This window comes from Microbacterium sp. LjRoot205, from assembly GCF_056175745.1.
Window position 1 is genome coordinate 162,821 of the sequence record NZ_JBGFFH010000007.1, and the last position, 22,947, is coordinate 185,767.

The window sequence follows — 22,947 nt, forward strand, 5'->3', positions numbered from 1 at the left end:
ACTGTGGTTCTGATCCGCTTAGGCGACGGCGAAGTCCGAGATCGCCTCCTCGAACGTGTCGCTCCGCCCCAGATACCCCGCGATCTGCACCCGGTCTCCGGATCGGGAGTGGGCTCGCGCCAGCGTCTCGCCGCAGATCCGCGCATACAGGGTCGCACCTCGCACGGTCATCGTCTCCGGATCGATGCCTCCTTTCCCGTCCTGCAGCTGCCGGATGTAGAAGTCACGGTGCTGCCCGTCGAGGCCGATCACGGATTGCCACCCGAGGAAGATGTCGCTGGATGCCTGCATCAGTCGCTGCCCCCGCACGACGCGCTCTGCGTGGTCGTCGAACTCGCTCGGACCGAGGAAGCGCTCGAGGACGGACGCCTGCGCCTCCTTGGCCTGAAGGAGCAGCGGGTCGTCGTCGTCGCGCCCGCTGAAGAGGATCACCCAGGCTCGCGTCCCGACGCTTCCGACCCCGACCACCTTTCGCGCCATATGACGGTACCGGTACTCGGCGAACGGATGGCGTTCGCCGACGAGCGTCGTCCGATACGCGCCGAGCACCTGATGCATGACATCCGCTTCGTCTGCGGCACGCCCCGCTTCGCGCAAGAGTTCCTCGACGGGGACGATCAACGGCGGCGCCGCGACGATGCGCAGGCGGCCGTCGACGACGCGCACCAGCTTCTTGAAGGCCTTCCGCTGATCGCGTCTTCGCGCCTTCTCGATCGTCGCGTCCAGCCGACGCACCTCCTCGTCTCCCACCAGCTGGTCGAGCTGCGCCTGGCGGATCGACACTCTCGCACGCTCTGCGTCGAGTCGGTCGTACCAGGCATCGAGCACGGTCGACGTCGCTGCCCTCCGCATCGCCGTCCGGTAGCCGTGCGCCGCGGCCACGACGCAGGCGCGCTCCTCGCCGGCGCTGAATCCACGGTGCCTGCCGGCCACCGCGAAGCTCGCGGCGAGCCGTTTCACATCCCATTCGAACGGGCCGGGGAGCGTCTCGTCGAAGTCGTTGATATCGAAGATCAGGTGCCGCTCCGGGGTGCTGAACAGGCCGAAGTTCGACAGGTGCGCGTCTCCGSAGAGCTGCGCGATGATCCCGGTGTGCTCGGAGGAGGCGAGATCCGATGCCATGATCAGAGCCGCGCCGCGGTAGAAGGCGAGCGGCGACACCGCCATCCGTGCGTACCGCACCGGCGTGAGCTCCTGAACCCGTGACCGTCCCTGCTCCTCCAGCAGAGCCACGGGGTCCGGGCGGTCCGGGGCAGGTGACCACGCACCGAGATGCGCCCGAGGCACCCGCGATCGAGCGGCGCGTCCTCTCTCGCGTCGCTCTGCGGATGGCTTCGCGACCTCAGCCGGCCGGGTCATGAGCTGGCCGGACCAAGGGGGTCGGCGGAGGTGAGGGCCGCCTTCTCACCCGCGACGTCGTGGAGCGCGTCGTCCTCGGACGGTACGACGTCGATGACATCGGCATCGGCATCATTCGACGGCGGACGTTCGACCACCTCCAGTGTCAGGACGGCGAGGAGCGACAGCGCCAGTGTCCACAGCACGAGCGCGGGGCTGAGCGGCCGCACGAGCAACACGACCGCCGCACCCGCCACGATGATCACGCCCCTCAAAAGAGAGCGTCGCGAGTACAGCCACGCGCCGACGCGCCCGGTGCTCAGGCCGCGCCGCTCCAGGGTGCCGCGTAGCGAGGCGGCGCCACCGTGGACGACGGCTCGAAGTCGTCGAGGAACGTCGGAGGGGCCGGCGAACCACGCGACCACGGCCGTGACGAGCGCGAGCACGAGCACGGCCACGGCGGTGTCGCGCATGGCGCCGCCGACCAGTTCGTAGATCGCGCCGCCGGCATCCGCGGGGATGCCGTTGCTGCGCAGGGCTGCGTCGAAGAACACCCTGCCGACGGCGAGGCCTGCGAGCACGATCAGCATCACGAGACCGAGGGAGAGTGCCGCGGTCACCAGCGCGACCGAGCGTCGTCGCGCGACGACCACCCCGGCGGCGAGGAAGAGGATCGCCACCCAGGGCAGCCACAGCCCGGCCGCCACCACCAGCTCGTAGGCGAGCTGGACGGAGGCGAGGGAGTCGACCTGTGCGACGGTGATGGTGCGATCGACCGTCGGGATCGATGCCGCGAACCCGACGCCCTGGTCGACGAGCACGTCCTTCGCGGCGTCGATGATCGGCGCCAGCTGGATCCCGATCGTGCCGTCGGACCCGAGTGCGATGGCCGCATCGGGATCGTTCTGCAGCGCGGACACCACCTGCGAGTGGCTGATGCGAAGCGCGGATGCCCAGACGTTCGCGAACGCCTCGGACTCGACGAAGCGCTCGACCACGGTGCCCACGAGCGATTGGAGTCCCTGGGCGGCTGGCCCCTTGAGCAGCTCCAGCGCGCGAGTCGCCGCGGGGCCGGTGCCGAGCTCGATGACGCCGTCGATCACGTCCGTGGTGAGGGTGGGTATGTCCACCTGCCCCTCGATCGCCTCGACCACCTGATCGGTGACCGCGGACTGCACCGCAGGATCGCTCGCGAGCACGGAGTAGCTCGCGACGAACCGGTCGGTGTCGGTGAGCTGCACGTTGCCCCAGGCGGCCACCAGGGCGACGGGTGCGATGAGCGCACCCAGCACGATGAGGACGGACGCCGAGAGGGTGCGTCCCCACCCGCGGGATCGGCGGCGCGACTCGACCGGACCGGGCGTCGGGGCGGGGGTGACCGCCGGGATGCCGCCGCGGAGCGCGCTGTTCTCGGCTTCGAGGGCAGCGAGGCGCCGCTGCAGCTCCTGTACCGTGGACCGTGCCATGAGGGTTCTCCTTCCTCAGACTTTTCGCGTTCTGACGGGGATAAGGACCTGCGTGATGACCAGCAGGATCGCTGCGGTGATCGGGATCGACACCAGAGCACCGAGCAGGGCCTCGCCGATGAGCGCCCCGATGATGAGGGGTGACTCCTCAGGCACGTTCGCATGGCTCACGGTGCCACTCTCGGGCTCAGGGCGTACGGCCGCGTCACCCTTTCAGGGCGATATACCGCGGCGTCAGATCAGTCCGAGATCCTGGGCGCGCGCGACGGCGGAGTTGCGGTTGGGGACCGCGAGCTTTCGGTAGATGTGAGTCCTCGGCTCGGGCCGCATCCCCGTTCATCATCATCAGCATCCCGCGCAGGATCTCGACGTCAGGACGGGTCGCACGGAACTCTCCCGGCAGCGCATCCAGCCACCGGCTGACCGACACGGTGTCGTTGCGTTCGAGCATCTCGCGGCCGCATCCGGAGATGACAGTCGCCGCACGCTCCCACGAGCCGGCTTCGAGAAGGTAGTCGATGGCCGACGACGCGTCGCCCCGTGCGATATGCCAGTCGGCCGCGGCCGTGAGGATCTCGGTCGCCGCTCCGGGGTGCTCTGCCTTCAAGCGGTAGCGCAGTAGCTCTCGGAACATCGGGTGGAAGCGGAACCACTCCCGATTCCGATCGAGGGCGACAAGGAACATCGACTCTCTCTCGAGCTCCTCGAAGAGCGACGTCGCGTCGTCGACGGAGAGGATCGACTCGACGAGTTCTGCGGACATCCGGTCGAGGACCGAGAGGCGCAGCAGCAGTGATCGGCGCTCGGGAGGCTGTTGGGCCAGAGCCTGTTCGCTCAGATACTCGGAGATGAGGCGATCGGTGCCGCGCAGCTCCCTCGCGAACTGCTCCGGATCGGCTTCGCTGCGCAGACCGAGACCGGTCAGCACCACGCCTGCGGCCCACCCCTCGGTGCGCTCCATGACTGCTGAGAGAGTGCGGGGGCTGACGGGAGCGCCGATGATCCGTTCGAGCAGCGTCGCACTCGCGGCCTCATCGAGCGCAAGGTCGCCCTGTCGCAGCTCGATCAGCGAGTGGCTCAGCCGGTGACGCCCCCAGCCGAGGCCGTAGTCGATGCGTGACGAGAAGATGAGGTGGGTGTGCTCGGGAACGTTGTCGGCGAGCCACCAGAGGTCTGGCAGCAGCGGCGACCCGGCGAGGTGATGCAGGTCGTCGAGCACGAGCACGACCGGGGGATGCTCGCGGAAGACTCCGACGAGAGACTCGAGGACGGGGCGCCCGAAGGCTCGCGCGGTGACTGCGTGCGGTCGTCCGAGATCCTTCGTCCCATGGCCGGGAGGCAGCACCGCGCTCAGGAGATGGTCGAGGAGACGGCGCGGATCGCTGTCCGCCTGCTCCAGCCCGATCCAGATGACACGCACGTCGGGGTGCGATGCCGCCCACTGCGACAGCAGCACCGTCTTGCCGGAGCCGGCCGGGGCGACGACGACGCTGAGGGGCGCGTTCAGCGTCGCGTCGAGTCGGCTACGCAATCGTGGTCGCTCGACGGCGTGGGCCGGCGGGGGAGGTATGGCTGTCATCGGCGATTCCGCTGTCAGTATGGCAGGGCGCGGTCGCATCATCCACAGCCGGTTCAGATCATCCGCAGAGGATGAGGACGGCTCCGATCCGCGCGTGCATCATGGGACGATCGCGCTTGCGCCGATGTTGCTCGTGCTCCAGAGAGGCTGCCGTCATGACCCGGGTCTTCGAAGTGCTCGTCCGAGGACGGATGAGCCCGCAGCTCGCACAGGCGCTGGACGGCTTCACGGTGCAGGACAGACCAGGCGGACTCACGAGCATCCTCGGACCGGTCGACGATCAGCCGCGTCTGCTGGGCCTTCTCGGGGCCTTCGACGACCTCCACATCGAGGTCATCTCGGTGAATCCCGTCCCCGCGGTGCAGGACGGGTCACCCGGGCAGGGTGACGCGGGCGCATCCGCACGTGGCTAGCTTCGGAGCTGGTACTCACCACCTCCGACCGAAAGGCATCGCGCATGTCCATCTGGGATCTCGTGGCCTGGTTCTTCTGGGCCTTCGTCTTCATCTCGTACCTCATGGTCGTCTTCACGATCATCGGCGACATCTTCCGAGACAGCTCTCTCAACGGGTGGCTGAAGGCGGTGTGGATCATCTTCCTCGTCTTCCTCCCGTTCCTGACATCACTCGTGTATCTCATCGCCCGCGGGCAGGGGATGGCGCAGCGGCGCGGCGAGCAGATCGCCGAACTGCAAGCGGCCCAGACCGCCTACATCCGGGAGACCGCAGGCTCTTCGCCGGCGGACGACATCACGAAGGCGCGGGGTCTGCTCGACTCGGGCGTGATCACCCAGGCCGAGTTCGAGACGCTCAAGGCGAAGGCGCTCGCGTCCTAGCCGATCCGGGGAGCGGCCGACGGGCGGAGGACGTCCGTCGACCACCTGGACGGGCGAGCCGCGTCACCCGAGAAGTGTGATGACCCCGTCGGGAGTCCGAGGCAAGCTGGAGGCCGACGAAGGGCGGGAGGCCGGGCATGACCGAACTGACCATAGGCACGATGACGGATGATGCGGGAACGTCTGTGCAGCTGGACGCACGCCGCTTCAACCGACACACGTTCTGGTGCGGCCAGAGCGGCAGCGGCAAGACATACGCGCTCGGCGTCGTGCTCGAGCAGCTCCTGCTGCACACCGAACTGCCGATGCTCATCCTCGATCCGAATGCCGACTTCGTGAGGCTGGCGGAGACGAGAGCAGGCGCTTCGACCGAGCATGCGGCCGCCATCGCCCAGACCGACATCCGCGTGTTCCGATCGGGTCACGGAGAGGGCGACAAGCTGCACGCCCGATACATCGATCTGTCTCCGGCCGCCAAAGCCGCGGTTCTGCAGATCGACCCGATCGCCGATGCCGAGGAGTACAACGTCCTGCTCCACTGGCCCGTCAGCACCACGGACTTCGACGCCGACGACATGCTGAGACAGTTCCGCGCGACAGGAGACCCGGCGCATATCCGGCTCGCGAATCGCATGGAGAACCTGCAGGTGCTCGAGTGGGACCTCTGGTCCAGAGGAGCCGGATCCGTCGTCGATGTGATCGCTGAACGGCCGAGGGCCACCGTCCTCGACCTCGGGGGATTCGACCACCCCGCGGAGCCGAAGGTGGCGGCGCTCGCCGTGCTCGAGGCGCTGTGGATGCAGCGAGAGAGCCGTCGGCCGCTCCTCATCGTGATCGACGAGGCGCACAACCTCTGCTCACCCGAGCCGCGCACCGCCGTCGAGAAGGCTGTCACCGAGAGGCTCGTTCAGATCGCGGCCGAGGGACGCAAGTTCGGCCTCTGGCTCCTCCTGTCGACGCAGCGCCCGACCAAGATCCACCCCAACGTGCTCTCGCAGTGCGACAACCTCGGCCTCATGCGCGTGAACGCCCCGCGGGACATCGCCGAACTGGCGGACGTGTTCGGCTTCGTCGGGGAGGACGACATCCGCCGGGCCCAGGGATTCGCTCAGGGACAGGCGCTGTTCGCCGGTGGGTTCATCGCGCAGCCGACGTTCGCGCAGATGGGGGAGCGGCTGACCGAGGAAGCGGGCGCAGACGTGCGAGTACCGCTGCGCTCGTGACCGAGTGATCCGCGGTTCAGCGCCAGATGACCGCGATGCCTGCGTTGAGCGCCGTCAGGATGCCGACGAGCCAGAACATCGCGACGGGCACGGATCCGGACTTGCGCTGCTTCGAGGTGCCGATGCCGAGGAGCGCACCGATCACGAGGAGCACGACGAGCTTCGTGCCGATCTTGGCGTAGTTCATCTCGACGCCCTCGGGGAGACCCCACGGTGCTGCGAGTGCGAGGCCCGCGACCGCGGCGATCGTCATGCCGATGCTCATCAGACGGGTGAACTCGCGCTTGCCGCCGAAGGCCTGCACCGCCCAGGCGCCGAAGAGCACGGCGAAGCCGATCAGGTGGACGAACAGAACGACATGACGCAGAGTCTCCATACCCTCACGCTAGGAGCACGCGAGGTGCGCGCGCCAGCAAGGGCAGGCTGACCTCTCAGCCCCGCAGCGCGCGCACGAGGAGCGCGGTGCGCAGCGCGGCATCCGCAGCCTCCGCGCCTTTGTCCTCCTTCGAGCCCTCGAGACCCGCGCGGTCGAGGCCCTGCTTCTCGTCGTCGAGCGTCAGCACGCCGAAGCCGACGGGCTTGCCCGCATCGAGCGAGACGCGGGTCAGTCCGTCGGTCGTCGCGGCCGAGACGTACTCGAAGTGCGGGGTTCCGCCGCGGATGATCACGCCGAGGGCGACGACGGCGTCCGCCCCGCCCGCGAACGCGGCCTGCGCGGCGAGAGCGAGCTCGAACGAACCCGGCACGCGCACGAGCCGGTATGCGGCGTCGGCCTCGTCGAGGACACGCTGCGCACCGGCGATCAGGCCGTCGGTGATCACGTCATGCCACGTGCCGGCCACGATGACGACCTTCAGTCCGCGTCCGTCGATCTTCTCGGTCTTGGGTGCTCCTGCGCCGCTCATGCGTCGTCCTTCCGTCCGTCGGCAAGAGCCTCTGCGAGCTCCGCCTCTCCGATGATGTGACCCATCCGGTCACGCTTGGTCTCGAGGTACTGGTGGTTGTTGGGTCCGACGCCGACGATCAGCGGCACCTGCTCGACGACATCCAGCCCGAGGCCGCGCAGCTGATTCACCTTGTCGGTGTTGTTCGTCAGCAGGCGCACCTTCGACACACCGAGGTCGGCGAGGATTCCCGCCGCAGCCGCATAGTCGCGGGCGTCGGCCGGGAGCCCCAGCGCGAGGTTCGCGTCGACCGTGTCGAGGCCCTCCTCCTGCAGGCTGTACGCGCGGAGCTTGTTGATCAGCCCGATGCCCCGGCCCTCATGGCCCCGCATGTAGATGACGACGCCGCCGTCCTGCTCGATCGCGTCGAGAGCGGCGTCGAGCTGGGGGCCGCACTCGCACTTGAGCGACCCGAACGCCTCGCCCGTCAGGCACTCCGAGTGCACCCGCACGAGAGCGGTCTCGCTCGGCTCGCCCGACACGACGGCGATGTGATCGGTGCCGGTCACCCTGTCTTTGTACGCCAGGAAGCGGAACGTGCCGTGCGTGGTGGGCACGGTCGCATCCGCGCGCAGGCTCACGCGCCTGCTGGCTCGTTCGGGAGACCAGCCGGTGGGGTCGGTCTCGTTGAGATGCGCGATGAGCTGCTCGATCGTGATGACCGGCACGCCGTCGCGCGCACCCAGCTCGATGAGCCCGGGAAGCCGCATCATGCTGCCGTCCTCGGCGACGACCTCGGCGATCGCGCCGACCGGGCGCAGACCCGCGAGCTTCATCAGGTCGACAGCAGCCTCGGTGTGACCGCTGCGCTCGCGTACGCCGCCGTCGACCGCGCGGAGAGGAAGCACATGTCCGGGGCGGATGATGCTCGTCGCGGTCGACTCGGGGTTCGCCAGGACGTTCAGCGTGTGGGCGCGGTCGTGAGCGCTGATGCCGGTGGTCACACCCTCTGCCGCGTCGACGCTCACCGTGTAGGCGGTCGAGCGTGCGTCCTCGGATGCCGCGACCATCGGCTGCAGGTTGAGGTTGTCGGCGAGGTCGGCGGGCATCGGCGCGCAGATGAAGCCGGATGACCAGCGAACCGTCCAGGCGACCCATTCGGGCGTGGCGAGCTCTGCCGAGAGGATGACGTCGCCCTCGTTCTCGCGGTTCTCGTCGTCTGCGACGAGGACCGGTCGCCCGGTGCGGAGGGCCTCGAGGGCCTCGGGGATGGTGGAAAGGCTCATCGCGAGCCTCCTTCCGGTGCTGCCCTGAACGCCAGCAGACGTTCGACGTGCCGGGCGAGGATGTCGGTCTCGAGGTTCACGCGGTCGCCGACCGCACGCGAGCCGAGGGTGGTGGCGGCGAGAGTCTCGGGAATGAGCGAGATCTCGAACCAGTGGACATCGATGTCGACGGGGCTGACCGCGCTCACCGTGAGCGAGGTGCCGTCGACCGAGATGGAGCCCTTGTCGACGACGAGCGGCGCGAGGTCGTCTGGCAGCGAGATGCGCAGCACGCTCCACTGCTCGCCGGGGCGCACCTCGAGCACGCTGCCGACACCGTCGACGTGACCCTGCACGATGTGACCGCCGAGGCGGGCGCCGACCGGCATCGCCTTCTCGATGTTCACGCGAGTGCCGACGGTCGCTCCGCCGAGGGCGGCGACGTCGAGGGTCTGCTTCATCACGTCGGCGTCGAACGTGTCGGCTGTCGAGTCGACGACCGTGAGGCAGACGCCGGAGACCGCGATGGATTCGCCGTGCACGGCGTCGGACACAGCTTTGGGGGCCCTGACCGTCAGACGCCACCCGTCTCCGGCGGGCGCGATCGCGGTGATCTCGCCGATCTCCTCGATGATTCCGGTGAACATCAGGCGGCTCCTTCTTCAGTGGTGAGCACGGGGTGTGCGACGGCGAGCAGGTCTGCACCGAGGGGCAGCCACTCCTCGATCGTCAGGCGTCGGGCGGCGTCGATGGTGTCGACGCCGATGTCGGTGAGCGCCAGTCGATCGCCGCCGAGCAGCACGGGAGCGACGTAGGCGAGCACGCGGTCGGCGAGTCCGGCTGCGATGAACGCGCTCGCCAGGGTCGGACCCCCTTCGACGAACACGCTCTGGACGCCGCGTGAATGCAGGTCGGCGAGCATTGCGCTCAGGTCGTGCGTGTCGAAGAAGAGCGGTGTCTTCGGGTGCCGACGGATCGACGCGTCGTCGGGGGTCGAGCGCGAGCCGATCACGACCGGGATCGGCTGCCGGTCGTAGAGCAGGTCGCCGTCGCGGGCCGTCAGCGAGGGGTCGTCAGAGAGCACGGTGCCGGTTCCGACGACGATCGCATCCGCAGCGGCTCGACGTCGATGGACGTCGGCCCTGGCCTGCGGTCCGGTGATCCACTGGCTGCTGCCGTCGGATGCCGCAGCCCGACCGTCGAGGGACTGGGCCCACTTCACCGTGACGTGCGGGCGCCCCAGACGCTGAGCGGTGAGCCAGTCCCCGATGATCGCGTGCGCGGCATCGGCCTGTTCGCCCGAGTCGACGCTCACCCCCGCGGCGCGGAGACGCTCGCCGCCGCCGCCCGAGACCTCGCCCGGGTCGTCGAGTGCGTAGACGACGCGCGAGACGCCCGCGTCGATGAGCGCGACGGCGCACGGGCCGGTTCGCCCTGTGTGGTTGCAGGGTTCGAGGGTGACGACAGCGGTCGCGCCGTCGGCCGCGCCGGGTGCGAGCTTCGAGAGCGCATCGACCTCGGCGTGCGGCGTGCCTGCGCCGTGGTGCCAGCCTTCGGCGATGATCTCGCCCTCGGGGGAGAGGATGACGGCGCCGACCTGAGGGTTCACGCCCCGTGGGCCGAGCGTCGCGAGCTCGAGCGCACGGGTCATCGCCCGCCGTTCCGCCTCGTTCACTGCCATCCGTGGTCCTCTCTGAGGCTCCGGGGATTCTCCTCGGGAGGAGACGTCGGCAGAACGCGCGCGCGGCGGCGCACCGTGCTGCCTCCCTTCCGGACTAGCGAGGCTGGGCCTCGCACCACCGTCGGTCCCGGAATTCCACCGGATCGGCATCTCGGAGAACCGAGACGCTCGCGGACTGTCACCGCCGGTTCGGATTCTCACCGACCCCGGAGCACGTTGATGCTCTGAGTGTACTCAACACATCCGACTGCGTTTCATTCCGCGTCGAAGTGCTACTTGAGCAGCCGCGACAGGCGGCGATCGGCGAGCGGCTTGCCCCCGGTCTGGCAGGTCGGGCAGTACTCCATCGAGCGGTCGGCGAAGAAGACGCTGCGCACGGTGTCGCCGCACACCGGACACGCCTCGCCGCGACGGGCGTGCACCTGCATACCCCGGCGCTTCGCGTCTTTGAGGTCGGCCGGCGGCTTGCCGGAGGCCTCGGCCACGGCATCCGTCAGCGTCGTCCGCATGGCGGCGTACAGCCGATCGATCTCGTCGCCGCTCAGCGTGGCGGTGATCGCGTACGGCGACATGCGCGCGGCGTGCAGGATCTCGTCGGAGTAGGCGTTGCCGATCCCGGCGATCACGCTCTGGTCGCGCAGCAGCCCTTTGATCTGCGTCCGCCGGCCGTCGAGCAGCCCGGCGAACACATCACGCGTGAAGGTCTCCTCGAGTGGATCCGGGCCGAGGCGGGCGATGCCGGGCACCTCTTCCGGGTCGCGCACGACATAGACGGCGAGCGACTTCTTCGTGCCCGCCTCGGTGAGGTCGAAGCCGCTCTCGTCGTCGAGGCCCACCCGCACGGCGATGGGTGACTTGCCGGGCTTGATGAGCGTCGTCGGCAGTGTCTCGTACCACCGCAGCCAGCCTGCCTTGGCGAGATGGAACACGAGGTGCAGGTCGTCGCCGCACGAGAGCACGATGAACTTGCCTCGGCGAGATGCTGCGGTGATCTCTGCCCCGTGCAGAGCCGTGTTGGGCGGGTCGTAGGTCTTCAGAGCAGCTATCGCGCCCACGCTCGTCCGAACGATCGTGCGCCCCACCGTGCGTTCGGCGAGAAAGGCGGTCAGGCCCTGGACCTCCGGCATCTCAGGCATGCGCTCATCCTGCCACCGACGTCGGACACGCGGCTAGGGCGCTTTCTCAGAGGATCGGCCAGTCCACCGGGGTGCGATCGTCGGTCGCGAGGAGCCCGCCGAACCATCCGTCGTCACGCCCGCGGTCGCTCGTGAGCGCTTGTCGCCCCAGACCCTCATACCGGAACCCGAGGGCGCGGGCGGCTCGGGCCGACGGGACGTTGCCCGCGACCGCACGCCAGCCGAGGCGGGCGAGGCCGAGCTCGTCGAACGCCCAGTCGACGACGGCGCGCGCAGCCTCGACGAGGTAGCCGTTGCCGCGGGCGGACGCCGTGACCCAGTAGCCGATCTCGGCGTCCCCGCCGGTCGAGTGCTCGACGATGCGGTGCAGTCCGATCGAGGCCACCAGCTCGTCGTCGCGATAGGCGCACCAGATCGCCTGACTGCCATCGGCCCACCACTCGCCGATCAGGCGGACGTACCCTTCGCCGTGCTCGCGCGTGTACGGGCTCGGCACGGTGGTCCATCGAGGGATCTCCGGATCCTGACAGGCCGCGGTGATCGCGTCGATGTCGGACTCGTCCGGCACGTGCAGGACGAGGCGCTCGGTGGTGAGAGTGACCGGTTCCATCCCGGCATCCTACGGGTCTCGCAGCGCGGGTCCGGGACGATCCCGATGCCGGTGTCTGCGGCCGCGGCTAGGCTTGTCCGGTGACTGTGCCGGGGATTCTGCGCGCCTTGGAAGAGGCATCTCTTTTTCGTGACGCCCTGACGTGGGCCCAGACCGATGCCGATCTCGGCCTGGTCGACGGACTCGACGCTCCGGCGCTCGCGGGTCTGCTCGAGAAGCGCCGGGCAGCGGGGCATCCCGCCGCGCTCCTGACCGTCGTCCCGACGGGCAGGCGGGCCGAGAGTCTCGCTGCCGCGCTCACCGCGTACATCCCCGATGCCGAGGTCGTGACTTTCCCCGCGTGGGAGACGCTGCCGCACGAGCGACTCAGCCCCAGCACCGACACGGTGGGTCAGAGACTGCAGACCCTGCGTCGCATCGCGGAATGGTCGGGCGATCACCCCCTCGTCGTCGTTGCCTCCGTGCGAGCCGCCCTTCAGCCGATCGCGGGCAACCTCGGTGAGATCGCGCCTCTCGAGCTGCGCACCGCGAGCCGCGGTCACGAACTCGACCACGTCGTCGAGCAGCTGGTCGAGCGCGCCTATTCGCGCGTCGACATGGTGTCGCGCCGAGGCGAGTTCGCCGTCCGAGGCGGCATCCTCGATGTGTTCCCCCCGATCTCGGAGCATCCGTTCCGCGTCGAGTTCTTCGGCGACGAGATCGACCAGATCCGCTCGTTCTCCGTCGCTGATCAGCGCTCGCTCCCGGGCGACGTCGACGGCGTCGATCTGCCGCCGAGCCGCGAGCTGCTGCTGACTCCTGACGTTCGCGATCGCGCGCGAGCGCTGATCGGCGGGTTCCCGGCGATCGCGGGGATGCTCGAGAAGATGGCCGAGGGAATCCCGGTCGAGGGCATGGAGTCTCTTCTTCCGGCGGTCTCCGGTCCGCTGAAATCGCTCGCGGAATACCTGCCCGAGGGCGTCGCGACGGCCGTCGTCGACCCCGAGCGGTCGAGCGCCCGTGCGATCACACTGGGCGAGACCAACCGCGAGTTCCTCGACGCGGCCTGGAGTGCGGCGACCTCCGGCGCGTCGGCTCCCATCGATCTCGGTGCCGGCGACTTCCTCACCATCGCCCGGCTGCGCGAGGTCGTCCGCGATCGCGGTGGCGTCTGGTGGCGACTGAGCCCGTTCTCGATGGGCGGCGAGGACGCCGAGACCATCGACGCCTCGGTCATCCCGTCGTTCCACGGCAACGTCGACGGTGCGATCTCGTTCGTCGAGGCGAAGGTCGCAGACGGCTGGCGGGTCGTCGTGATCGCCGCCGGAGCGGGTCTCGTCGACCGTGCCCGCGACGTGCTGTCCGACCGGGGGATCGCCGCTCGCATCGTGTCCGAGCTCACCGACGCGCCCGACACCGGCGTCGCGACTCTCGTCACCGGCTCGGTCGAGGCCGGATTCCAGATCCCCGAGGCCAAGCTCGCCGTCCTCACCGACAACGAGTTCTACGGGCGCACGATCGGCGGAGACCAGCGCGTCGTCAAGAAGCTCGCGTCGCGTCGCAAGAACGTCGTCGATCCGCTGCAGCTCAAGCAGGGCGACTACGTCGTGCACAACACGCACGGCATCGGCCGATTCGTCGAGATGACGCAGCGCGAGGTGTCGACCGGCGGGCGCAACGCGACGAAGTCCGTGCGCGACTATCTCGTGCTCGAGTACGCCCCGTCGAAGCGCGGTTATCCCGGCGACAAGCTCTACGTGCCCACCGATCAGCTCGACCTGCTCTCGAAGTACGTCGGCGGCGAGGGGCCGACCCTGTCGAAGATGGGCGGCAGCGACTGGTCGCAGGCGAAGGGCAAGGCTCGCAAGGCCGTGCGCGACATCGCCGTCGAGCTGGTCAAGCTGTATTCGGCGCGGATGAGCGCGAAGGGTCACGCGTTCGGCCCGGACACGCCCTGGCAGCGCGAGCTCGAAGAGGCGTTCCCGTTCGCCGAGACCCTCGATCAGCTGCAGACCATCGACGAGATCAAGGCCGACATGGAGCGGCCGATCCCGATGGACAGGCTGCTGTCGGGCGACGTCGGCTTCGGTAAGACCGAGGTCGCCGTGCGCGCGGCGTTCAAGGCGATCCAGGACGGCAAGCAGGTCGCGATGCTCGTGCCGACGACGCTGCTCGTCAAGCAGCATCTCGAGACGTTCACCGAGCGCTTCGCCGGATTCCCCGTCAAGGTGCGTCCGCTGTCGCGCTTCCAGACCGACAAGGAGGCGCGTCTCACTCTCGACGGCCTGCTCGACGGCACGGTCGACATGGTGATCGGCACCCACCGCATCCTCACCGATCAGGTCATGTTCAAAGACCTCGGCCTGATGATCATCGACGAGGAGCAGCGCTTCGGCGTCGAGCACAAGGACACCCTCAAGAAGATGAAGACGAATGTCGACATCCTCGCGATGAGCGCGACGCCCATCCCGCGCACGCTCGAGATGGCGGTCACGGGCATCCGCGAGATGTCGACGCTCGCGACGCCGCCGGAGGACCGGCATCCGATCCTCTCGTTCGTCGGACCCCGCAGCGACAAGCAGATGGCGGCGGCGATCCGTCGAGAGATCCTGCGCGAGGGTCAGGTGTTCTTCGTGCACAACCGCGTGCAGTCGATCCAGCGCGTCGCTGCCCAGCTCGCCGAGCTCGTGCCCGAGGCGCGCATCGCCGTGGCGCACGGTCAGATGGGCGAGCACGCGCTCGAGCAGGTCGTCGACGACTTCTGGGAGCGCAAGTTCGACGTGCTCGTCTCGACCACGATCATCGAGACGGGTCTCGACATCGCGAACGCGAACACGATCATCATCGACAGGGCCGACAAGTACGGGCTCAGCCAGCTGCACCAGCTGCGCGGACGTGTCGGTCGAGGTCGCGAGCGCGCCTATGCGTATTTCCTCTACGACGAGATGAAGCCTCTCAGCGAGACGGCGGCCGACCGCCTCCAGACGATCGCCGTCAACAACGACCTGGGGTCGGGAATGCAGGTCGCGCTCAAAGACCTCGAACTGCGAGGCGCCGGCAACCTGCTCGGCGGTGAACAGGCCGGACACATCGCCGGGGTCGGATTCGACCTCTACCTCCGGATGATCGGCGAGGCCGTCGCGACGTTCCGTGGCGAAGACGTCGAGTCGGGCCAGGAGCTGCGCCTCGAGCTGCCGTTGGACGCGCGCATCCCCGAGTACTACATCGACAGCGAGCGACTTCGTCTCGAGGCATACCAGAAGCTGTCAGCGGCGTCGACGGCGACGGCGAAGGACGACGCGATCGATCTCGTCATCGACGAGCTCACCGACCGCTACGGCACCCCTCCCGACGAGGTCACGGGCCTGATCGCGGTCTCCCGCCTTCGCCGTCGTGCAGCCAGAGCCGGACTCTCCGACGTCGTGGTCATGGGCTCGAACCTGCGCATCGCACCGGCTCGACTCGAGGACTCGATCAAAGTGCGCCTGCAGCGGCTGTACCCCAAGGCGAAGCTGGTCGGCGGAGGCGAGGCGCTCGTCGTGCCGATGCCGACAGTGCCCGCCGCCGTGGGAGTGGGACTCGAACCGCTCCAGGCGGCCGAGCTGCTCGACTGGGTCGACCAGCTCTTCACAGCGATCTTCCCCGAACCGGCGAAGGTCGAGTGACGGGAACCGGCTACAGCGAGAATCCGCCGTCGGTGGTCAGCACCTGACCGACCACCCACGAGCCGGCGTCCGTGCACAGCCAGCCGATCAGGCGGGCAGGGTCGTCGGGGCGACCGACACGGCCGAACGGCGTGCCCGCGATCCAGTCCTCGACGCCCGACAGATCGCGATCCGTGGTGTCGGCATCGAGGTAGCCCGTGTTCACCGGACCCGGATTGACGGTGTTCAGCACGATCCCGACATCGAGCAGCTCGGCCGCAGTCGAACGGGTGATCCCCGCGAGCGCGGCCTTGCTCGTCGCGTACGAGATCTCGCCGCGCATCGCCCCGTGGCCCTGACCCGAGGTCATCCAGACGACGTGAGCGGTCGGCTTCTCGAAGGGGCCGAGCGACGGGATGCTGTCGCCGGGGCGACCGACCGGAGTCTCTGCACCGCCGAGTTCTCGGCGTACTCGATTCGCCAGCCCGGCTGTGAGCAGCAGCGAGGCGCGGGTGTTGGCCTGCCAGTGCGCGTCGAGTCGGTCGGCGGTCATGTCGAAGATCGTGCCGTCGCCGCCGCTCATCGCCTGGTTGCAGATGACGATGTCGAGCCGACCCGAGAGCGCTGATGCCGCGTCGAGCAGAGGGTCGATACTGGCCGGGTCGCGGAGATCCGCCTGGGCGTCGCCCATCATGGCCCCGGATGCGAGGGAGTCGTGGATGCCGGCGCGAACCGCGTCCAGGTCGTCCGCGCCCCACGGGTGGTCGAGATCATGGGGGCGGAAGTGGTGGAAGAACACGTTCGCGCCGAGGGACGCGAGCGTCGTCGCGGTCGCGAATCCGATGCCGCGTCTGCGGGAGACGCCGGTCACCAGAGCAGTGCGTCCGAACAGGGGAAGGTCGTGGGAGTGCATGGCGATGCGCCTTTCGATCGATGGAGCCCCGGGCACGCCGAACGGCGGTCGGAGGCGGGGGAGGGATCGAGTTAGCTGCACTTCATGGGCGTCAGCGTAGCAGGAGGCTCGGTCAGCCTTCTCGACACGTATGCGGCGGCGCTACGCTGGCGTCATGTTGTACGAGCACCTCGGGGCTCGGCCCCGGATCCATGACACCGCCGTCGTCGCTCCCACCGCCGTGATCTCCGGAGACGTGACCATCGGCCCTGACTGCCAGGTGCTCCATGGCGCCGTGATCACCGCAGAAGGAGGGCCGATCACGATCGGCGAGCACGTGATCGTGATGGAGAACGCGCTCATCAGAGCCACGGCCGCGAACGCCGTGCACATCGGTGCGCACACCCTCGTGGGAACGCTCGCGAGCATCGCTGGCGCGACCGTGGGCGAAGAGGTCTTCTTCGCGTCGGGCGCACGGATCTTCAACGGTGCGCTGGTGGGCGATCGATGCGAGGTGCGGGTGAACGCCATCGTGCACCGACGAGCGGTGCTCCCGGCCGGAACGGTCGTGCCGATCGGCTGGGTCGCGGTCGGAGATCCCGTGCAGCTCCTGTCTCCCGACAGGGAGGAGGAGATCTCCGCCGCACAACCCGAACTCGACTTCCCCGGGCACGTCTTCGGCGTGGATCGCGACACCCCCGACCTCATGGTGCAGCTGACCGAGCGCTACGGCAGCTCGCTGGCCCGGCACGCCGACGATGTGCGTCTCGACGCCGACGGTCGCGCGGCGGGTCGCGGGTGAGTGACGGCGCGGGGCTCGTCCGACCGGACATCAGCACGGACGACGCCGCGCTGATCGCTCGCGAATGCTACGGAGTCGAGGCGGTGGCGACCGAGCTCGGCAGCAATCAGGACCGCAATTTCGTGCTGATCGAGCCGGACGGATCGCGCAGCGTGCTGCGCGTCGACAACCCCGTCTTCGGTGACGACGCGAGAGCCGCGCAGCATGCGGCGCTCGACGCCTATCGCGCGGCCGGCGTGCGGGTTCCCGCCGTGCTCCCCGGACTCGATGGTCAGCTCACGCAGCGCTGGCGGGGATTCGCGGTGCGCCGCAGTGAGTTCGCCCCCGGTGAGCCGATGGTCGATGCGGGGTATCTGGCTCCCGTGGTCCTCGCCGAGTTCGGCGCGCTGGCGGCGGCATCCGTGAACGCGCTCGCGGGTCTCGCGCATCCGGGGCTCGAGCGCGACCAGATGTGGGACATGCGCGTCGCCTATGCCCAGATCAGCGCGCTCGCCCCGGCGGTGACGGAGGCCGAGCTGCGCTCCCGCGTGCGCACGGCCGCGGAGGACGCGCACAAGGCACTGTCGATCGTGGCTGCTGCGTTGCCGGTGCAGCCGATCCACGGCGACCTCACCGACGACAACGTCGCCGGGACGCGCGGTGACGATTCCCGGCTGCACCCGCACACCGTCCTCGACCTGGGCGATCTGGGGCTCGGCTGGCGCGTCGCCGAACTGGCCGTATGCGTCTCGTCGATGCTGCACCACGAGCCGGAGCGCCCGCTCCGTGCCCTCGATACCGTGGTCGCGTTCCATGCCGACGCACCGCTCAGTCGTGACGAAGCGCTCGCCGTGTGGCCACTGGTCGTGCTGCGAGCGGCTCTGCTCGTCGCCAGCGGGTGGAGACAGCTCGCGATCGACGGAGACAACGACTATGCCCGCGAGCGGATCGCCGGCGAGCAGGCGATCTTCGACGCCGCGACGGCGGTTCCGCTCGCCGAGGCGACCGAGCTGGTGCTCGCTCGGCTCGGGTTCGAGTCGCCGGAGTTCGAGGCGCCGACGCCGACCGCCTCGCACACGGCGGTGCCGGAGCCGGAGACCCGGGAGCCCGAGGCGCAAGAGCCCGAGGCGCAAGAGCCCGAGGCAGCAGTGGCGCAGTCTCCCGAGCCCGAGAAGACCGAGCCCGAGGCTGCTGAGCCCGGGACTCCTGAGCCCGGCCGTTCGCCGTTCGCCGCTGCTGACGATGCACGCCCCGAGCTGTCGACCCTTCTTCCGGAGCTCGACGGTCGCGTCGTCGTCGTCGACCCCGGTGTCGAGGCTGAGGGGCTGGACGCAGGCCGATGGGCGCATCCCGACGCCGAGGCGCTCCTCGTCGCCGAGGCCCACGCGAGGGGTGCGCGAGCTGCCGTCGTTCCGTACGGCGTGTTCCGGCTCACTCGCACGGCGGTCGACACCGCGAGCGCTGCGGCCACCTGGCCGATCGAGACCGAAGTGCACGTCGCCCCTGGGCCGTCGTCGCGGATGATCGCGCCGGCAGAGGGCGAGCTCAAGATCACAGAGGGTGGGGTGCGCATCGCGCTCGACACCGGGTGGGTGCTCGAGCTCCGGGGCGCCGACCTCGAGCCGAACCGCAGCGGCCGAGTCGAACGGGGCGAGAGCATCGGCAGGCTCGCGGCATCGTTCGAGAACAGGACGATCATCATCGGCCTCAGCCGAGCCGATGCTCCGCCGCTTCCGGCGCCGCGGCCCGATACGTCAGTCGCCGCGCATCTCGTGGCACCCGATCGCGTCGCGGCGTGGTGCCGCTTCACCGCCGACCCGGCTGCGTTGCTCGGGCTTCCCTCCCACGCGCAGCACGACGAGGCCGCCCAGGAGCTCGAGCGCAGGGAGCGCATCTTCGCGAGCGCTCAGGAGCGCTACTACGAGCATCCGCCGCAGATCGAACGCGGCTGGCGGCACCATCTCGTCGACACGACCGGTCGCAGCTATGTCGACATGGTGAACAACGTCGCGGGACTCGGCCATGGTCATCCCGGAGTCGCGGCGGCCGCGAACCGGCAGCTGAAGACGCTCGCCACCAACTCGCGGTTCCTGTTCCGCGATCTCGCCGAGTACAGCGAGAGGCTGATCGCGCTGATGCCCGAGGGGAGCGGTCTCGACACGGTGCTGCTGGTGAACAGCGGCTCGGAGGCGGTCGATCTCGGCATCCGTCTGGCGCAGGCGGCCACCGGACGACGCACGGTGGTGGCGCTCCGAGAGGCCTACCACGGGTGGACGCTGGCAAGCGATGCGGTCACGACCAGCGCCTACGACAACCCGCATGCTCTCGAGACGCGGCCCGACTGGGTGCACATCGCCGACGTGCCCAACGCGTTCCGCGGTACCTACCGCGGACAGGACACGGCCGGCCGCTACCTCGCCGATCTCGCCGCAGACCTCGACGGTCTCGTCGCGGACGGCCGAGAGCCCGCAGCCTTCCTGTGCGAGTCCGTGCTCGGAAACGCCGGGGGAGTGCTCCTGCCCGACGGCTACCTGGCGGGCGCCTACGAACTCGTGCGCGCGCGGGGTGGCCTCTGCGTCGCAGACGAGGTGCAGGTGGGCTTCGGTCGCATGGGATCGACCTTCTGGGGGTTCGAGCAGTCCGGAGTGGTCCCCGACATCGTCACGATCGCCAAGCCGATGGGCAACGGCTTCCCCATCGGGGGCGTGATCACATCGAAGCGGATCGCCGACGCGCTCAGCAGCCAGGGGCAGTTCTTCTCCTCAGCGGGTGGCAGCACCCTCAGCAGCAGCGTCGGCCTCGCCGTGCTCGACGCCATGGTCGAGGACGATCTGCAGCGCAACGCCCTCGAGGTCGGTGGACATCTGGCAGACGCTCTTCGTGCGCTCGCGGAGCGGCATCCGCTGATCGGTCCCGTGCACGGCGAGGGGCTCTATCTCGGCGTCGAGCTGGTGCGCGATCGCGAGACGATGGAGCCGGCGGATGCCGAGGCCGCAGCGATCTGCGAGCGGATGCGGGAGTTGGGCGTGATCGTGCTCACGACCTCCGAGCGATCGAACGTGCTGAAGATCAAGCCTCCGCTCTGTCTGTCGATCGAGAGCGCCGACCACGTGGTCGCGATGCTGGATCGAGTGCTCACTGACGGGTGGTGATCGGGGGGCCGATCTTCGAATCGAGTCGGTTCACGGCATGTTAAATGCGTATTTCGAATCAGATCTGCTCTTCCGCTGAGGAATATCCCGGGTACATACTGAGCGTCAGCGTCGGATCGCCCGAAGTCCGACCCATGCGCTGTTCCCGAAGGAGTACTCATGGCCACGCCCATCAAGACGAAGCCGCTCGCGCAGGGTGGCGGAAGACTGCGACGCAACCTCGGTCTCTGGGCGATCGTCGGTCTCGGTCTCGGCTACATGACGCCGACCGTCGTCTTCGACACCTTCGGCATGGTGGCTCGCGACACCGACAACGTCGTCCCCGCCGCCTACCTCGTCGCCCTCGTCGTGATGGTCTTCACGGCGATCAGCTACGGCAAGATCTCCCGTGCCATCCCGAGCGCCGGATCCGCCTACACCTACGTGCGCGAGTCGATCCATCCGAACCTCGGCTTCATGGTCGGCTGGACCTCGCTCATCGACTACGTGCTTCTCCCGATGGTCAACTGCCTCATCATCCGCAGCTACCTCGAGGCGCTGTTCCCCGATATCCCCGGCTGGATCTGGGTGGTGCTCTACTGCATCCTCGTCACGAGCATCATCTACATGACCATGCGCGGCACCTCGAACATGAACATGATCCTGCTCGTGTTCTCGATCGTCGTGATGGTCGTGTTCGTCGTCATGGTCGTCGCCCAGCTGATGCGTGGTGAGGGTGCGGGGACGATCGCGTCGGCAGCTCCGTTCATCCACGACGGGGCGACGATGAGCGCGGTGCTCATGGGCGCCACGATCGTCTGCTTCTCGTTCATCGGCTTCGACGCCGTGACGATGTACGCCGAGGAGGCGAAGGACCCGAAGATCATGCCGAAAGCGATCCTGCTCACGGTGCTGCTCGGCGGAGCGATCTTCCTCGTGGCCGCGTACGTGACGCAGCTGCGGTTCCCGGACTGGAACGAGTTCGCTCCCGGTGGCGACATGCAGTACGTCGAGGACTCGACCCTGCCGATCATCGGCAACCTCGTCGGCGGCAACGTGCTCATGGCCGTGCTGACGGCTGCGGGCTTCTGCGCGACCCTGGCGTCCGGGCTCGCCTCGCACGCATCGGTGTCGCGCATGCTCCTCGTGATGGGACGCAACAACGTGCTGCCGCAGAAGGCCTTCGGCTACATCAACCCCCGTACGCACACGCCGACCTTCAACATCGTGCTGGTCGGCGCCATCTCACTGCTCGCCATCCCCTTCACTCTCGAGCTGATCGCGGCGTGGATCAACTACGGCGCGCTGATCGCGTTCACCTTCGTGAACATCTCGGTGATCGCCTGGTTCGCGATCCGCAAGGGTCGGCGTCACACGCCGCGCGACATCTTCTCCTACATCGTGATGCCGGGAATCGGCATGCTGCTTACCGGACTGCTGTGGGCGAACCTGCACGCGGACGCCCTGACCGGTGGTCTGATCTGGACGGCGCTCGGGCTGATCTACCTCGCTGTGATCACGAGGGGCTTCCGCAAGAAGGTCGTCGCGTTCGACGAGAACCAGGCGGTGACCGGATTCAACAAGGTCGTGAAGGTGCCGGTCGACGAGAGCTGACGACGCGGGATGCAGAAGAGCCGCCACCCGTGAGGGAGGCGGCTCTTCACCTGTGTGCGGGACGCGAGTGGGCTCAGATCACGCCCTGCGCGAGCATCGCGCCGGCGACGCGCTCGAAGCCGGCGATGTTCGCCCCGGCCACGTAGTCGCCCGCGACGTCGTAACGCTCTGCGGCGTCGAACGCGGCGCTGTGGATGTCGGCCATGATCTCGCGCAGCTTGTTCTCGCTGGCGTCGAAGCTCCACCGCTGACGCGAGGCGTTCTGACTCATCTCGAGTGCGGAGGTCGCCACGCCTCCGGCGTTCGCGGCCTTGCCGGGCGCGAAGAGCACGCCGGCGCCCTGGAACGCCTCGACGGCGGCGGGGACGCAGGGCATGTTCGCGCCCTCCGAGACGGCGCGCACGCCGTTGGCGATGAGCGCCTCGGCAGCGTCGAGGTCGAGCTCGTTCTGCGTGGCAGAGGGCACGGCGATGTCGACGGGAACCTCCCAGACGCTGCCGCCCTCGACGAAGCGCGCGCCGGGGCGACGGTTCGCGTACTCGACGATGCGGGCGCGCTCGACCTCCTTGATCTGGCGCAGCAGGTCGACGTCGATCCCGGCGTCGTCGACGACGTATCCGGAGGAGTCGGATGCGGTGACAGCGGTCGCGCCGAGCTGCGATGCCTTCTGGATCGCGTAGATCGCGACGTTGCCCGAGCCTGAGACGCCGACGCGCTTGCCGTCGAGCGAGTCGTTGTGGACTCCGAGCATCTCCTGCGCGAAGAACACGGCGCCATAGCCCGTGGCCTCGGTGCGCACCTCGGCGCCACCCCAGCCGGTGCCCTTGCCGGTGAACAWGCCCGACTCATGACGGTTGGTGATCTTGCGGTACTGCCCGAAGAGATACCC

20 protein-coding genes and 1 riboswitch are annotated in these 22,947 nt (G+C 68.7%); of the genes, 7 read left to right on the forward strand and 13 right to left on the reverse strand.

The annotated features are described in order from the left end of the window. Nucleotides 1-18: 18 nt before the first annotated feature. Genes AC04ME_RS14200 through AC04ME_RS14215 form a run of 4 tightly spaced genes read right to left on the reverse strand, consistent with a single transcriptional unit; the run spans nucleotide 19 to nucleotide 4,335 of the window. Entirely contained in the window at nucleotides 19-1,359 is a 1,341-nt protein-coding gene (locus AC04ME_RS14200; RefSeq protein ID WP_475435592.1) for a DUF2252 domain-containing protein, read from the reverse strand. Further along, entirely contained in the window at nucleotides 1,356-2,804 is a 1,449-nt protein-coding gene (locus tag AC04ME_RS14205; RefSeq protein WP_475435594.1) for a hypothetical protein, read from the reverse strand. The genes AC04ME_RS14200 and AC04ME_RS14205 overlap by 4 nt, the downstream gene beginning before the upstream one ends. Nucleotides 2,805-2,819: 15 nt before the next feature. After that, nucleotides 2,820-2,975, reverse strand: a complete 156-nt coding sequence (locus AC04ME_RS14210) for a hypothetical protein (protein WP_475435596.1) — start codon at nucleotides 2,973-2,975, stop codon at nucleotides 2,820-2,822. 34 nt (nucleotides 2,976-3,009) lie between these two features. After that, nucleotides 3,010-4,335: a winged helix-turn-helix domain-containing protein gene (locus AC04ME_RS14215; protein ID WP_475435598.1), complete on the reverse strand. Its 1,326-nt coding sequence runs from the start codon at nucleotides 4,333-4,335 to the stop codon at nucleotides 3,010-3,012. A 203-nt stretch (nucleotides 4,336-4,538) separates the two neighbouring features. On the opposite strand from AC04ME_RS14215, the gene AC04ME_RS14220 reads away from it, so the two are divergent. From AC04ME_RS14220 to AC04ME_RS14230, 3 genes are all read left to right on the forward strand, one after another. Further along, nucleotides 4,539-4,796, forward strand: a complete 258-nt coding sequence (locus tag AC04ME_RS14220) for a hypothetical protein (RefSeq protein ID WP_079112478.1) — start codon at nucleotides 4,539-4,541, stop codon at nucleotides 4,794-4,796. Nucleotides 4,797-4,840: 44 nt separating this feature from the next. Continuing rightward, entirely contained in the window at nucleotides 4,841-5,218 is a 378-nt protein-coding gene (locus tag AC04ME_RS14225; protein WP_042542094.1) for an SHOCT domain-containing protein, read from the forward strand. Between the two features lie 137 nt (nucleotides 5,219-5,355). After that, entirely contained in the window at nucleotides 5,356-6,441 is a 1,086-nt protein-coding gene (locus tag AC04ME_RS14230) for an ATP-binding protein (protein ID WP_309686905.1), read from the forward strand. A gap of 16 nt (nucleotides 6,442-6,457) precedes the next feature. On the opposite strand, the gene AC04ME_RS14235 is transcribed toward AC04ME_RS14230, so the two are convergent. The 7 genes from AC04ME_RS14235 to AC04ME_RS14265 all read right to left on the reverse strand — a co-directional run bounded on the left by AC04ME_RS14235 (nucleotide 6,458) and on the right by AC04ME_RS14265 (nucleotide 12,017). Continuing rightward, a complete protein-coding gene (locus AC04ME_RS14235) occupies nucleotides 6,458-6,817 on the reverse strand; it encodes a Fe-S protein (RefSeq protein ID WP_079112480.1) in 360 nt (119 codons plus the stop codon). 55 nt (nucleotides 6,818-6,872) lie between these two features. Next, entirely contained in the window at nucleotides 6,873-7,346 is a 474-nt protein-coding gene (gene ribH, locus AC04ME_RS14240; protein WP_056376023.1) for a 6,7-dimethyl-8-ribityllumazine synthase, read from the reverse strand. Further along, the gene (gene ribA / locus AC04ME_RS14245; protein ID WP_475435600.1) at nucleotides 7,343-8,611 is read right to left on the reverse strand and encodes a GTP cyclohydrolase II; all 1,269 of its coding nucleotides are present in this window, start codon (nucleotides 8,609-8,611) and stop codon (nucleotides 7,343-7,345) included. Before ribA ends, ribH begins: the two co-directional genes overlap by 4 nt. Then, nucleotides 8,608-9,237, reverse strand: a complete 630-nt coding sequence (locus AC04ME_RS14250) for a riboflavin synthase (protein ID WP_475435602.1) — start codon at nucleotides 9,235-9,237, stop codon at nucleotides 8,608-8,610. Before AC04ME_RS14250 ends, ribA begins: the two co-directional genes overlap by 4 nt. Further along, entirely contained in the window at nucleotides 9,237-10,271 is a 1,035-nt protein-coding gene (gene ribD / locus AC04ME_RS14255) for a bifunctional diaminohydroxyphosphoribosylaminopyrimidine deaminase/5-amino-6-(5-phosphoribosylamino)uracil reductase RibD (protein ID WP_475435603.1), read from the reverse strand. Before ribD ends, AC04ME_RS14250 begins: the two co-directional genes overlap by 1 nt. Nucleotides 10,272-10,343: 72 nt before the next feature. Then, nucleotides 10,344-10,489: riboswitch (FMN riboswitch) on the reverse strand. Between the two features lie 54 nt (nucleotides 10,490-10,543). Continuing rightward, entirely contained in the window at nucleotides 10,544-11,407 is an 864-nt protein-coding gene (locus tag AC04ME_RS14260) for an Fpg/Nei family DNA glycosylase (RefSeq protein WP_475435605.1), read from the reverse strand. 46 nt (nucleotides 11,408-11,453) lie between these two features. Beyond that, nucleotides 11,454-12,017, reverse strand: a complete 564-nt coding sequence (locus tag AC04ME_RS14265) for a GNAT family N-acetyltransferase (protein ID WP_056376032.1) — start codon at nucleotides 12,015-12,017, stop codon at nucleotides 11,454-11,456. An 80-nt stretch (nucleotides 12,018-12,097) separates the two neighbouring features. Here AC04ME_RS14265 and mfd point away from each other — a divergent pair, with 80 nt between their 5' ends. Next, nucleotides 12,098-15,661, forward strand: coding sequence for a transcription-repair coupling factor (mfd, locus tag AC04ME_RS14270; protein WP_042542085.1), 3,564 nt, complete (start codon nucleotides 12,098-12,100; stop codon nucleotides 15,659-15,661). Nucleotides 15,662-15,671: 10 nt separating this feature from the next. Here mfd and AC04ME_RS14275 read toward each other — a convergent pair whose 3' ends face one another. Next, nucleotides 15,672-16,553: an SDR family oxidoreductase gene (locus AC04ME_RS14275; RefSeq protein WP_475435607.1), complete on the reverse strand. Its 882-nt coding sequence runs from the start codon at nucleotides 16,551-16,553 to the stop codon at nucleotides 15,672-15,674. 154 nt (nucleotides 16,554-16,707) lie between these two features. Here AC04ME_RS14275 and AC04ME_RS14280 point away from each other — a divergent pair, with 154 nt between their 5' ends. The 3 genes from AC04ME_RS14280 (at nucleotide 16,708) to AC04ME_RS14290 (ending at nucleotide 22,058) form a co-directional block, all read left to right on the forward strand. Beyond that, a complete protein-coding gene (locus tag AC04ME_RS14280) occupies nucleotides 16,708-17,334 on the forward strand; it encodes a gamma carbonic anhydrase family protein (RefSeq protein WP_042542210.1) in 627 nt (208 codons plus the stop codon). Continuing rightward, nucleotides 17,331-20,465: an aminotransferase class III-fold pyridoxal phosphate-dependent enzyme gene (locus tag AC04ME_RS14285; protein WP_475435609.1), complete on the forward strand. Its 3,135-nt coding sequence runs from the start codon at nucleotides 17,331-17,333 to the stop codon at nucleotides 20,463-20,465. Before AC04ME_RS14280 ends, AC04ME_RS14285 begins: the two co-directional genes overlap by 4 nt. A gap of 159 nt (nucleotides 20,466-20,624) precedes the next feature. Beyond that, nucleotides 20,625-22,058: an APC family permease gene (locus AC04ME_RS14290; RefSeq protein WP_079112487.1), complete on the forward strand. Its 1,434-nt coding sequence runs from the start codon at nucleotides 20,625-20,627 to the stop codon at nucleotides 22,056-22,058. Nucleotides 22,059-22,131: 73 nt separating this feature from the next. On the opposite strand, the gene AC04ME_RS14295 is transcribed toward AC04ME_RS14290, so the two are convergent. Next, on the reverse strand, nucleotides 22,132-22,947 hold an 816-nt coding region (locus AC04ME_RS14295; RefSeq protein ID WP_475435612.1), incomplete at its 5' end, for a dehydrogenase family protein.